Origin of the sequence: Parabacteroides sp. AD58, from assembly GCF_023744375.2 — a bacterium.
Taxonomy (GTDB): domain Bacteria; phylum Bacteroidota; class Bacteroidia; order Bacteroidales; family Tannerellaceae; genus Parabacteroides; species Parabacteroides absconsus.
In genome coordinates, this window is the sequence record NZ_CP146284.1 from 2,581,307 (window position 1) to 2,593,913 (window position 12,607).

Genomic DNA, 12,607 nt, shown 5'->3' on the forward strand with positions numbered 1-12,607 from the left:
TTATAGGTTAGCAAAATAATTACCCCCGAAACTTCCCGGCTACCCGCTGATAGGTGGGCATTTCTACGCTTTTCTTTTTCCATATGAAAACTATACAAATACGTTACAACACTGTTACTTCATCCATAAAGAACCAAGCAGGATGACCTACGCCATAGTGCCAAGTCGGACACATCCCGATGGCATCGACTTCTACTTTGATATAACACGCTTTGACAGGCTTATCGGAAGTAACTTTCCCGCCTACGAACTTGACTTGTGGATCCCGGTCTTCGGCAAACGAGAATGAACCGAAAGGCTGATAGGTCTGGTTGTCGGCCGAAATCGAATAAGTCACCTTTTCGGGGAGAAGAATCCATTGCCCCAACTGATGAAGGAAGTCGGCTTCCACAGTGCTGAATTCTTTTTCTTCGCCCAGATCGAGAATGAACGAACCGTCCACGCCTTCCCAGCCGACCCAGCTCTCTACGAAAGTCGTACCGCCAAACAGGCCGTCGGTCAATGCCGTCTCAGCCATTTGCTGATAGCGTTCGCCCGGTTTTTGCAGCCAGATCACCTTCGAGCCCAGCGCCTTGCTCTTCTCGGCCTGAGGCAAGAAGCGTTTTTCGTACAGATCACAATAATCTACGGGGGCATTGTTGCGTTCGTTCAGCGACTTGATACCGAACTTACGGCATTGCTGACGGAAATAATCCAACTGCTGACGAACCTTGGCCACATCCTGATTCGTTTTGGTACGGGCTATTTCCAGCTCAGAATAAATCAATGACAAACGAGACAGCTGTACCCGGTTGAGCAGAGTCGTATCCGAAGCCACGGCCGCCTCAGCCTGATCGAACAGCTCATCGTAGGTCTTGCAAAGCCGGTCGTTCAGCATCCCGTTCTTATGGGATACCGGCGAATCATAAATCCACAAATCGATACCGCTGGCCAACAGTCCACCCTGCATGATCTTCTGATACTGATACAGATAAGGAGCCGCTGCCCCGTAATAACCATTCATAAAACTGCGCATCAGCGAATCGGCATTCTGATAAGGATCCCACATCAGTTTCCCGATCATATAAGCACGCATTTCCGAGAAGTCTGTTCCTTTCGTACCGTTCACTTGCGCAAAGTGCATCGTTGCGTGATTCTTCTTGAACAACTGGATATTCTTCTGCAAGACATGGAAATTAGGGAAACACGATACCATGTTGTCGAAGTTAATGCCATAATCCCACACGAAAATATTATCGGAGATAGCCGACCAGCCTTCGAGCGCCTCTACAAACTCACGGCCAGAAGCATTGTCGGTCAGTGGCACTTCCCGCTTGCAGTCGATATCGCACAACATGATGTTTACATTCGGCAGCGGCTTCACCTTCTTGGGCGGATGCATGGTAAAGAGATAAGCCAAGGTAGAAATCTCCTTATCGGGGAAGCGTTCGGCCAGCTTGTTCATGAAACGGATATAGGCACCAGCCGGAGAACCTTCTTCCTCGTACACCTTACGGCAATTCTCACACGTACAGAAGGTATTGTTTCCGTCGTTCTGACTGACTGAAATCAGTTTCTTATCCGGGTTCGCCTTGAATATAGAATCCAGTTTCTGCACCACGAAATTATAGACATCCGGATTCGTCAGACACCACTGGCTATGGTTACCCGGACGATGCTCGCCGTTGATATACGAATAATATTCGGGATGTTCCTTTCCATACACATCCGAAGGCATCAGGCGGTCGAATGTATGTACCCACATATTGTCGATGAAAACTTCATCCGGTTCTTCCAGGCGGAACCACATCTTGTAAATCGGATCATCACAACCGTAACTAAACGACTGGCGATAGCGGAAAGCCGGTGTCTCCGACAAATGGATCTCCGGCAAGGTAATCGTCTTCGAAGGCGTCAATGTATAGGCTTTGTAGGCATAATACGAAACACCCATGTATTTTTCCAATAAAGTTACCACGCCATAGATCGAGCCTTTATCTCCGCCGCTTGTAATCCGCAACTGGTTCTGTTCGGTACAAATAGTAAAACCATCTTCGCCAGCTTCTGCCGATTTTCCACCGATCACGACATCGCCGGCTTTCGCTTTTCCTTCCACAATCGGCAACGAAGCCCCGCTGATCCGCTGCACGAAGTCCTGCAACAGATCAGCAGCCTGATGATTTATATCGTTCTTCTCGCTTAAGACAATCCGCGAAACCGCCTTTCCGTCTTTGACAAGTGTCAGTTGAGCCGAGGCATCCGCCATCCATAAAAAAGCTGAAAGGGCTGCCAAGCCCCACATTCTTCCTATTCGTTTCATGTAATTCGTTTTTGTGTTTTCTAAATTTCTCCGTTTAACTTGCATACAATATTAGTACTTTTGCCCCATTCAAACAACAGGAAGATGAAATATATCGATATACATACGCATACAGTTATTCCCAAAGCCCAGGAAAACCGTATCTCTTTTTACAACCGGATCATCGGACAAGAAACGTTGGACGATTTATCCCATTTAGAAATGTTTTCGGTTGGTATCCATCCGTGGTTTATTCCTTCCGGAGAAAACAATGATCAATTACTCAAGCTGCTGTGGGAAAAGGCCAAGCAACCGGAAGTCTGGATGATCGGAGAAGCCGGACTCGACAAACTCCATGAGACTCCACTCGAACGACAGCTCGATCTGTTTGAACAACAAGTCCTGCTGGCCGAAGAACTCCATAAGCCACTTATCATCCATTGTGTAAAAGCCTGGAGTGAACTGATTGCCTTACGGAAGAAAATCCGCCCGCTTTCGCCCTGGCTCATTCATGGCTTCCGCGGGAAAAGAGAATTAGCCGAACAACTGCTGAAAGAAAACATCTATCTTTCGTTCGGCGAACAATTCCAGCCGGCAGCCCTACAAACAGCCTGGCCAACTCATCTTTTTCTGGAAACAGACGAATCAAAACTGGACATACGGGAAATATATGAAAAGGCTGCGGCAGCCTTATCCGTTCCGATAGAGATATTAGCAGGACAAATTGAGCAGAATCTTTCTTTGCTCTTTTCAGGTGAGTAAAGGGCACAAAAAAAGGCTATCTTCACAGACAGCCAATTTCCATTGTTAACCTTAAATCTAATACCATGAAAAACACGATGCAAATATAGACATTTTATGTTATGTAACATAGCTCGTCAATACTTTTTCTTCTAAAATCGGCCTATTTTAACCACATTTAACCAATCAACCCAAAAATCAGGCAGAAAAGTTGGAAATATGGCCGGCTATTCATACATTCGCGAACAACAAATAAGAATATGGGAGAAAAAAAGGAATATACAGCAACTCAAGGACAGCTGGCACGCTTTGCCAAGGCTTTAGGTCATCCGGCAAGAATTGCCATTATGCACTTTTTAGCCAAACAGGAAACCTGCTACTTTGGCGATATTCATGAAGAATTACCCATAGCCAAAGCGACCGTTTCCCAACACTTGAAAGAACTGAAAGATGCCGGTTTGATACAGGGAGAAGTGGAAACCCCAAAAGTAAAATACTGCATTAATCAGGAAAACTGGAAATTAGCAAGACAGCTCTTTTCCGATTTCTTCAGTCAGGATATATGCAAATCAAAGGGTTGCTGTGAATAACAGCCCTTTTTTTTCTTCATTTTATTCGTTGTTTTACGAATTGCATATACAATATACAATACAATGGAAATTAAAATTTTAGGAACAGGCTGCGCCAACTTGTACGGGAAACAGCTGCCGCAGTCAGATGGCGCATGGCTTCCTTCAATCGTTTGACCCGAGTTTAGAAGTATTTTCGGCTGGAACCAAGCCGGCCGAGAAAGTATATCCCATGGCTGTCGAAGTTATGCAAGAAGCCGGCATAGACATCAGTCATCACATACCAACATATCCCGACGTGTACATGCCAGCAGTCTAACCATTAATCCGCTTATAATCATGATGGCAGGAGTAGGATTGTCACTTCCCGAAGCGACTCTTCTCAAGGAAGTCATGACCTAGCGCCTGTGGCGTGATCACACTGTTTATCATCTTCTTAGGTTACCTGTTCAACATCGTCTTATAAAGGTGCCTAGCTTTTAATCCATTCATGCCTAGCTTTTGATGAAAATACGCCGGCTTTTGATCAAAAGGTAGGCATGAATTAAAACAGAAGTAACGAGGTTCGTTTTTAATCTTCGTTACTTCTGTTTTTGATTCCCGTTAGTTTTATTTTCGTACCAAACCAGACATTCAGTTTAAAAAATCATCTTTCACCTTTTATCTATCTTTTTGTAAAACTGAAAGATGCGGTGATTCAAGCCCGTGATGCTGTTTTATTAGGACTTAATACATATATAAAAAATAAGCTCTTTAACCCAAATGGATTAAAGAGCTTATTTTGGTGATCCGCTTGGGGTTCGAACCCAAGACCCCAACATTAAAAGTGTTGTGCTCTACCAGCTGAGCTAGCGAATCAAACCTATATTGCATCGTTTCCCGATTGCGAGTGCAAAGGTAGTCATAATTTTTGACTCTGCAAGTTTTTAGGGGATTTTTTTCTTCTTCTCTCCTATTTTTCTTCTATTTCTTTCGTCTGAACCGGCTTTTCGGGCTTATTTTCAGAATCGGTAGCCTCATTTTCTGGAGATATATCTAAATTTTCCATCAAAATAAACCGTTTATAATACGACAAGCAGAGCGTTGTCAGCGGTAAAGCGATAATCAGGCCGATAAAACCTAACAATGTACCCCAAATGGATAAGGAAAGTAAAATAATGGCCGGATTCAACCCCATGGCCTTTCCCATAATACGGGGCGTCAGATACAGATCCTGTATGGCCTGCACAATGCCCAATACCAATAACGATAAGCCAAACAAGATCCAGAAATTCTCTCCTGTCTCGGCCGAACGGAGCAGACTGAGCAATGCCATCGGAATCAATCCGATCGTCTGCAAATAAGGAATCAAATTCAAACAGCCGATAAACAGGCCCAAGGTAACAGCCAAAGGGAAATTGATAATCTTAAATCCGATGGCCAATAAAATACCTACACATAAGGCAATCAGCGACTGCCCGCGGAAATAACGGTTCATACTAAGTTCTACATCATCTGCCAGCTGACTGATAAACGGACGATAGCGTTCTGGAATCAACCGAAGCCAACCGCTCGCTATCTTTTCATAATCCAACAAGATAAAGATAAAATACAGGAAAATAACAAATATAATCGTCACACTGACTAATACCGAGAAAGTACTCGTCAGCAAATTCCAGGCTTTCGGAGCAATCTGTTTGATTGCCTGCAATATGTTTTCCCGATTGACAAATTCCCGCAAAGCTTCAGGATCAATACTGTTTTCCAAATACTCCACCCAACTGTTAGGTATCAGTGGAATATAACCAGGAGCAGCCTGCCGGTTATTCAAGAGTTGCAACAAACGTTCACTTTCTTCCGAAATAGACGGCACAACCATGACGGTAATCAGGGTTATTACCAAAGCAATTGATATCAGAACCGCTAAAATAGACAAAATCCGGCTCTTTAATTTCAATTTATACTGGAAGAACTTCACAAAAGGCTGGCACATATAAGCCATCAGCCAAGCAATTAAGAAAGGTAAAAGGGCATTTCGCAGGGTGACAATCAAATATAATATCGCACCGACCAGCAAAACGCCTATTCCAATGCGTACGACACGATCAAATGTAAACGGTTTATCAAACATGGAATCCATAATTATTTCTATCTTTGTTTTTCACAAAGGTAACATAAAGGTTAAAACTTCATAATGAAACTTTCAAAAATATTTATTCTGGCAGCATTTATTTTATGCTTTACTCCAGGATTCGGGCAAAAGGCAAATGTCATCGAGCGTTTCCTGAACCAGCCGGGCATGGAACATGCTTCGTTTGCCTGTCTAGCAACAGACATATCCAATGGAAAAACAATCGGAAAATACCAGCCGGACCTGCAACTCACTCCGGCTTCCGTTCTTAAGCTGCTGACTACCGCCACAGCGCTGGAACTGTTGGGAGAATCCTATCGCTTTCCGACGACAATCAGCTATGAGGGTACAATAACCAATGGGGTACTGAATGGGAATATCTATATTCAAGGTCACGGAGACCCGACCTTAGGCTCATCACATTTCGCCCCTGAATCGGAAACATTCATCAATCAATGGAAAGAAGCCATCCGGGAAAAAGGCATTCGGGAAATCAAAGGAGCGATAATTGCCGACGAAAGCATCTTCGACAATGAAGGCATATCCATGAAATGGGTGCGCGAGGACCTGGGCAGCTATTATGGTGCCGGAAGTTACGGACTTTCGTTTCACGATAATCTGTATGCCCTTTATCTGAAGAGTGGCGCTGCCGGAACACGTCCGAACATCATACGGACTGAACCGGATATCGACCTGGACTTTCATAATTATCTCAAAGCTGCAACTGTTAAGAGCGACAGCAGCTATATTGTCGGTATGCCATTTTCGGACGAACGGTATTTGTACGGAGTTGTCCCGGCCAACCGGACTTCCTACCGGCTCAAAGGAGATATTCCGGAACCGGCCCTATATTTAGCCCAATATGTTCAGAAAGAATTAGAGAAAGACGGCATATCCATACAGAAAGAAGCAACCTGCTACCGAATTCTGTATGAAAAGAATGCCTGGAAACCCGGTAAACGGACAGAGATAATCACGACCTATTCCCCCACGTTACAGCAGATTGTAGAAAAGACCAATCATGTCAGTCATAATCTGTTTGCCGATGCCTTGCTGAAAACTATCGGATTACGTTATAAGAATCCGCAGAAACGTGTCATCTCCTCTTTCGAGAAAGGTATAGAAGTCATGAAAAGCTATTGGAAAAGCAAAGGACTGGATATCTCATCTCTTCGCATCACCGACGGAAGCGGCCTTGCACCGGCCAATAAAGTGACCGCTCATTTCCTGAACGATCTTCTTGTTTATATGGCAAAATCCAAACACGCCAATACCTTTATAGCGTCATTGCCCCAGGCCGGAGTAGAAGGATCGGTCCGCAATTTTCTGAAAGATACAGCTCTTTCCGGGAAAGCCTTCCTGAAAAGTGGAAGTATGAGCGGCGTCAGATGCTATGCCGGCTATGTAAAAAATCAGGGAAAGATCTATAGCGTCGTCTTGCTCACCAACAACTATTCGATGAACAGCTGGAGCATCAGCCGACGGCTTGAACAAGTCCTGTTAGGCTTATTTGGCCAGTAGAATGCTATGTTGTGCCAGGAAATCGAAGAATTTCTGTTTATAATTATCAGAAATCGGAATATATTCCTTTCCGAACACAATACGATTGCGCTCGATCACCTTGATTTTCTCCAGCTGGATAATATACGAACGATGGACACGGACAAAACGGCTTGACGGAAGCATATCTTCTACCATTTTCATGCTGATCAGAGAAAGAACCGGATGCGTTTCGCCTTCCAGGTAAATCTTCACGTAATCTTTCAATCCTTCAATATACAAGATACGATTCAATTCGATCTGTACCAGTTTATATTCCGTCTTGACAAAGATACGTTCCACTTCATTCTCAGTGCCGGAAGTCATTGCCGGTTCTTCATTTTTCCGCTGAAGCAATTCAAACCATTGATAAGCTTTTTGCGCAGCCTTCAGGAAATCGGAATAACTGATCGGTTTCAACAGATAATCCAACGCATTGACCCGGTAACTGTCGACAGCATATTGCTCGAATGCCGTTGTAAAGATAACTTTTGTTTCCGGAGGAAGCATCTTCGAAAATTCCATTCCGCTCAGCTCCGGCATCTGTATATCAAGAAACAAAACCTGCACCGGCTCGTTGTGCAAAGAATTCATCGCATTCAGCGCACTGTTATATTTTCCCTTAACTTCCAGAAAAGGAGTTTTCATGGCGTAGCTTTCCAACAGACTGGCAGCCAGCGGTTCGTCGTCGATAATCGCACAAGTCAATTTCATGGTTCACTGGTTTTAATTTGTAAATCGGCAATATACATATTTCCTTCTTGTCCGTACCGGAATGAATAAGCTGAAGGATAAATCAGCTGGAGCCGCTTTTCCAGATTAACCAGTCCGATTCCTGAGCCACTCTTATCCAATTTATTCTTTGGGAAGAAGCTGTTCTCTATCCGACAATGTATCAAACTTTCTGCACAAGTAATATAAATATGGATAAACGACTGCTGATTATTGCTAACTCCATGCTTGAACGCATTCTCGATCAAGGAAATAAATAACAACGGAGCAATCATCCTGCCACCTTTGACCTGCTCATCAATCTGTAAATCAAGTGATACATGTTCAGGCAAGCGGATACGCATCAACTCTACATAATTACGAATGAAATCCAATTCCTTTTCCAAGGGAACATATTTCTGATTACTGTCATACAAGACATAGCGCAACAGACGGCTCAAGTCATGAACTGCACCCTGAGCACGATCCGGACTAAAAGCTATCAGGCAATAAATATTATTCAGTGTATTAAACAGGAAATGAGGGTTCAGCTGACTCTTCAGGTTCTGAAGCTCGGCCTCAACCCGGCTTTTCTCCAGATCCCGCCGCATGGATTCTGTATGATACCAGTTTCCTGTGACCCGTATGGCAACGCTTAATCCTGATACCAGCACATACAACATGGCATTTCCCATGAAGAAACCGATAATATTCCGCAAAGGTGGTTCTTCTTTCATATGTGGATCCCGATGATGAATATGTTCGGGTTCGGGCAATAAGCCCATCAAAAAATGTACAGTCATCATCACAAAGGCTATTAATACCACATTAGCTATAAAGAATTCCGCAAGACGCCGTGTAAAAAGATATTTGGGAATCAGAATGCAATAATTGATATAGAAGACAAACATAAAAGAAAGAGGAACAATGACGAAACGCATATAACTTTCGATTGAAACCGTTTCAGACTCACGTCCGGTAAAAAAGAATGGAATACCGAACAAGATTCCCCACGCCACAATATGAATTACCTTGCCCAATCCTTTCGGCATGATAAAAGCTGATATGATTTCTTTCTTTGTTTCTTCTGTCATAATTCTGCCTGTTATCAGATAGTCAAAAATAATCATAATAATAATTCTATACAAGGTTAACACCACATGAAAAAGATTTGTCCGAAATCCTGGCCGATATCAACCCGCAAAGGAAAGTACCAGACAAGACTTCGGACGAATCTGATTTACATTCCCGCTATTCATACCGGATCGCCTCAATCGGATCAAGCTGGGCAGCTTTCTTTGCCGGATACCATCCAAAGAATATACCCGTTGCCGTACAGACAAGAAAAGAAAGAAGTACGCTCCAAGGCTGAATGTAAATCGGGAAATGCGCCACTTGATTGACTACAATAGCTGAACCTACTCCGAAAATCACACCAATCAATCCTCCCGTCACACTGATCAGAATAGATTCAATCAGGAATTGCGACAAAATATCGATTCCTTTAGCACCAATACTCATACGCAGACCTATCTCGCGGGTACGCTCCGTAACCGAAACATACATGATATTCATAATACCGATACCACCTACCAATAATGAAATACCCGCCACAGCCGCAAGCAAAACGGTCATCATGTCCGTAGTACTTGTCAACATCGAACTCAACTCCTGCTGACTACGGATTGTAAAATCATCCTCTTCATCCGCTTTGAGCTTATGGTTGCGACGCAGTATTTCTGAAATCTCATCAATGGCCTGTTCGGTATATTCCTCTTTCAGAGCCGAGCAGGTAATGCCTTGCAAATGGGTAATGGCCAAGACTTTCTTTTGTATTGTTGTATATGGAGCTAAAATCAAGTCGTCCTGGTCCATTCCCATACTATTATATCCTTTGCTTTCCAATACACCCACGATTTTGAACGGCAGTTTCTGGAAACGGATTACTTTCCCGACCGGATTCTCGCCGCCCGGGAACAAATTATCGACAACTGTCTTTCCAACGACACAGACTTTCGCTGCGACAGCGATATCCTGTTCCGTGAACATTTCTCCGTCTTCTACCTTATAACGGCGAATCTCCATATAATCCGGACTGATACCGTAGATAGTCGTCGGCGCATTATTGGCACCGTAAATGACTTGCCCACTACTGTTGACCGACGGTGAAACAGCAGCTACATACCGCGTCTCATCTACGATGTTCTGATAATCCTGAAGCTTCAGGGTTTCCATACTGGAAGCTTCCTGGCGTACACCGCCCCGAATATCACCACCCGGCTGAATCATGATCATATTTGAACCCATCTCACTGATTTCTGCCTGGATGCTCTTTTTAGAACCCTGTCCGATGGCCAGCATCGTAATGACCGAAGCCACACCAATAATAATACCCAGCATCGTCAAGAAACCACGCATCTTATTGTTGGCCAAGGCCCGGAGGGCTATCTTGAATAAATTCGTTAGATTCATATCTGTATAAGCTATCTGTTATCAGTCGTCTGTCTTCGGCAATTTAGCCAAAGCCTCGGCTGCATCCAATATATTCTCATTCTTTACATCCGATGTAATATGCCCGTCGCGCAGCATTATATTCCGGCTGCTATACTGGGCTATCTCCGGATTGTGCGTTACGAAGATAATGGTACGTCCTTCCGCATGAAGCTTCTGAAACAATACCAGAATCTCAAAGCTGGTACGCGTATCCAGGTTTCCGGTAGCCTCATCAGCCAAGATTACTGCCGGATCATTCACCAGCGCCCGGGCAATCGCCACACGCTGCATCTGTCCACCCGACATCTGATTGCTCTTATGGTTCAGACGTTCACCCAGACCGACAGCAATCAGTGCCTTGATCGCTTTTTCCCGTCGCTGCGCTGCATTATATGCCGAATTATACATCAACGGAAGTTCAACATTTTCAATCGCGGTCGTTTTTGGCAACAGATTATAATTCTGGAAAACAAACCCAATTTTCCGGTTACGAAGCGTGGCTCTTGCGTTCTTCCCCATCGTACGAACAGACACACCATCCAGGTAATATTCACCACTTGTCGGTGTATCCAGACAACCTAATGTATTCAACAATGTACTTTTGCCTGATCCGGAAGTTCCCATTATGGTAACAAATTCGCCTTCATATATCGTAAAACTAATACCTCGCAATGCATGAACCACTTCATCGCCCACGATAAAATTACGCTTTATGTTTTCCAGTCTTATAATCTCTTTCATGACGTACGTACATTTTAAATTACTCCGATATGGAATATTATTTCTTATTTTTCTTGCTATCAGGCGGTCCCGGCATGAACGGACTTCTTTCTTGTCCACCAACCGTTTCAACTGCAGGCGCTTCCGCTGACAAATCAACAGCAACGACTTCGCCTTCCTGCAGACCATCAACAACTTCCGTTACATTATTATTGCTTGAACCAACCGTAATAGCCTTTGGCTTCAACTGATTTCCTTCTTCTACCCATACCAGGCGCTTTCCTTCGGGTGCCTGCATGGTTGGATTTTCTACCGTCAATCCCAACGGCTCCAGCATACTAGCATCAGCAATAAAGCGCAAAGCCTTATTCGGTATTGATAACACGTCATTCCGTTCCATCGTATAAATTGTGATGTTTGCTGTCAGACGCGGTTTCAATTTCAGGTCGGGATTATCAGCGGAAATCACTACCTCATACGTTACAACCGTCGATGACGATGACGAACTTGAAGAAGAGGTACTACTATCGCTACTTTCTCCCAAACGGATCTGTTCAACCTTTCCCTCAAAGACATCATTCGGATAAGCATCTACAGTAAACGAAACCCGCTGTCCGTCCTGAACACTACCTATATCTGCTTCATCTACATCTGCAATGATCTGCATCTTTGTCAAATCGGCTGCAATGGTAAACAAAGTCGGAGTTTCGAAACCGGCAGCTACGGTCTGCCCTTCTTCAACCGCCTTATTGATCACCACACCATTAATAGGGCTTGTGATCGTAGCATACTCCAGGTTTCGCCGAACCTTAACCATTGAGGCCTGGCTCTCTTCATAATTGGCTTTCGCCTGCTCGTAGTTATAGGTTGCTGTCTCATACTCCGTGTCACTGATCAACTTCTTCTCGAACAACACCTTGCTACGTGCATAATTCTTCTGCTGATATTCGTACTCCGATTTACTTTTATCCAACTGCGCGGTAGCCGATTGCAGTTCAGCCTCCAATGTCACCTTATCCATTTCTGCAATCAACTGTCCGGCAGTTACTACATCATTATAATCAACATACAGTTTGTCAATAATACCAGAAACCTGTGTACCTACATCAACCTCTGTTACCGGCTCGACAGTTCCTGTAGCGGTCACCACATTCGTGATAGACGTGCGACCTACCTTTTCTGTTTCCAAAACCATTCTTCCTCCAGCCTTTTTCCCGGAAAAGAGGAAAAATCCTCCTGCGATAATCACAATTCCGGCCAGGCCGATCATAACTTTTTTCTTATTCATATTGTTTGATTACTTTTTTATCCGAACATGAGGCTTGTTTCCAAGTCTGACAATTTTAATCTGTCAACTCAAAAACTCATACCTTGATCAACTTATAAACTTATTTTGGTAAAAAGGTTCCCGCGACTCACGTCGCAGGAAACCCCATAAAAGAGAGT

The 12,607-nt window shown here is 44.0% G+C and carries 10 protein-coding genes, 1 tRNA gene and 1 pseudogene; 4 read left to right on the forward strand and 8 right to left on the reverse strand.

Features of this window, described 5'->3' with window-relative positions; all coding sequences use genetic code 11:
- Window positions 1-103 precede the first annotated feature (103 nt).
- Window positions 104-2,281: a DUF4838 domain-containing protein gene (locus NEE14_RS11145; RefSeq protein ID WP_422394706.1), complete on the reverse strand. Its 2,178-nt coding sequence runs from the start codon at window positions 2,279-2,281 to the stop codon at window positions 104-106.
- A 102-nt stretch (window positions 2,282-2,383) separates the two neighbouring features.
- Here NEE14_RS11145 and NEE14_RS11150 point away from each other — a divergent pair, with 102 nt between their 5' ends.
- The 3 genes and pseudogenes from NEE14_RS11150 to NEE14_RS11160 form a co-directional block, all read left to right on the forward strand.
- Window positions 2,384-3,040 carry a TatD family hydrolase gene (locus tag NEE14_RS11150; RefSeq protein ID WP_251967825.1) on the forward strand — a complete coding sequence of 219 codons (657 nt, stop codon included), beginning with the start codon at window positions 2,384-2,386 and terminating at the stop codon, window positions 3,038-3,040.
- 239 nt (window positions 3,041-3,279) lie between these two features.
- Window positions 3,280-3,609: an ArsR/SmtB family transcription factor gene (locus NEE14_RS11155; RefSeq protein ID WP_251967824.1), complete on the forward strand. Its 330-nt coding sequence runs from the start codon at window positions 3,280-3,282 to the stop codon at window positions 3,607-3,609.
- A 100-nt stretch (window positions 3,610-3,709) separates the two neighbouring features.
- Window positions 3,710-3,895 (forward strand): annotated as a pseudogene (locus NEE14_RS11160) (arsenate reductase ArsC); the annotation flags it as partial.
- Between the two features lie 475 nt (window positions 3,896-4,370).
- Here NEE14_RS11160 and NEE14_RS11165 read toward each other — a convergent pair.
- A tRNA-Lys gene (locus NEE14_RS11165) sits at window positions 4,371-4,446 on the reverse strand.
- Window positions 4,447-4,540: 94 nt separating this feature from the next.
- The gene (locus tag NEE14_RS11170; RefSeq protein ID WP_251967823.1) at window positions 4,541-5,707 is read right to left on the reverse strand and encodes an AI-2E family transporter; all 1,167 of its coding nucleotides are present in this window, start codon (window positions 5,705-5,707) and stop codon (window positions 4,541-4,543) included.
- A 54-nt stretch (window positions 5,708-5,761) separates the two neighbouring features.
- On the opposite strand from NEE14_RS11170, the gene dacB reads away from it, so the two are divergent.
- Window positions 5,762-7,219 carry a D-alanyl-D-alanine carboxypeptidase/D-alanyl-D-alanine endopeptidase gene (gene dacB / locus NEE14_RS11175; RefSeq protein ID WP_251967822.1) on the forward strand — a complete coding sequence of 486 codons (1,458 nt, stop codon included), beginning with the start codon at window positions 5,762-5,764 and terminating at the stop codon, window positions 7,217-7,219.
- On the opposite strand, the gene NEE14_RS11180 is transcribed toward dacB, so the two are convergent.
- From NEE14_RS11180 to NEE14_RS11200, 5 genes are all read right to left on the reverse strand, one after another.
- Window positions 7,205-7,951, reverse strand: coding sequence for a LytR/AlgR family response regulator transcription factor (locus tag NEE14_RS11180; RefSeq protein ID WP_251967821.1), 747 nt, complete (start codon window positions 7,949-7,951; stop codon window positions 7,205-7,207). The genes dacB and NEE14_RS11180 overlap by 15 nt on opposite strands.
- Complete coding sequence (locus NEE14_RS11185) at window positions 7,948-9,042, reverse strand: sensor histidine kinase (RefSeq protein ID WP_251967820.1); 1,095 nt, start codon at window positions 9,040-9,042, stop codon at window positions 7,948-7,950. The genes NEE14_RS11180 and NEE14_RS11185 overlap by 4 nt, the downstream gene beginning before the upstream one ends.
- A 157-nt stretch (window positions 9,043-9,199) precedes the next feature.
- Complete coding sequence (locus NEE14_RS11190) at window positions 9,200-10,420, reverse strand: ABC transporter permease (RefSeq protein WP_251967819.1); 1,221 nt, start codon at window positions 10,418-10,420, stop codon at window positions 9,200-9,202.
- Between the two features lie 21 nt (window positions 10,421-10,441).
- Window positions 10,442-11,182, reverse strand: coding sequence for an ABC transporter ATP-binding protein (locus NEE14_RS11195; protein ID WP_251967818.1), 741 nt, complete (start codon window positions 11,180-11,182; stop codon window positions 10,442-10,444).
- A gap of 37 nt (window positions 11,183-11,219) precedes the next feature.
- A complete protein-coding gene (locus NEE14_RS11200; protein ID WP_251967817.1) occupies window positions 11,220-12,449 on the reverse strand; it encodes an efflux RND transporter periplasmic adaptor subunit in 1,230 nt (409 codons plus the stop codon).
- Window positions 12,450-12,607 lie beyond the last annotated feature (158 nt).

Excerpts from the sequence above, each read along its gene's own strand:
- NEE14_RS11145 (WP_422394706.1), bottom strand. The coding sequence starts at position 2,281 with ATGTGGGGCTTGGCAGCCCTTTCAGCTTTTTTATGGATGGCGGATGCC.
- NEE14_RS11150 (WP_251967825.1), top strand. The coding sequence starts at position 2,384 with ATGAAATATATCGATATACATACGCATACAGTTATTCCCAAAGCCCAG.
- dacB (WP_251967822.1), top strand. The coding sequence starts at position 5,762 with ATGAAACTTTCAAAAATATTTATTCTGGCAGCATTTATTTTATGCTTT.
- NEE14_RS11170 (WP_251967823.1), bottom strand. The coding sequence starts at position 5,707 with ATGGATTCCATGTTTGATAAACCGTTTACATTTGATCGTGTCGTACGC.
- NEE14_RS11180 (WP_251967821.1), bottom strand. The coding sequence starts at position 7,951 with ATGAAATTGACTTGTGCGATTATCGACGACGAACCGCTGGCTGCCAGT.
- NEE14_RS11190 (WP_251967819.1), bottom strand. The coding sequence starts at position 10,420 with ATGAATCTAACGAATTTATTCAAGATAGCCCTCCGGGCCTTGGCCAAC.
- NEE14_RS11195 (WP_251967818.1), bottom strand. The coding sequence starts at position 11,182 with ATGAAAGAGATTATAAGACTGGAAAACATAAAGCGTAATTTTATCGTG.
- NEE14_RS11200 (WP_251967817.1), bottom strand. The coding sequence starts at position 12,449 with ATGAATAAGAAAAAAGTTATGATCGGCCTGGCCGGAATTGTGATTATC.
- NEE14_RS11185 (WP_251967820.1), bottom strand. The coding sequence starts at position 9,042 with ATGACAGAAGAAACAAAGAAAGAAATCATATCAGCTTTTATCATGCCG.
- NEE14_RS11155 (WP_251967824.1), top strand. The coding sequence starts at position 3,280 with ATGGGAGAAAAAAAGGAATATACAGCAACTCAAGGACAGCTGGCACGC.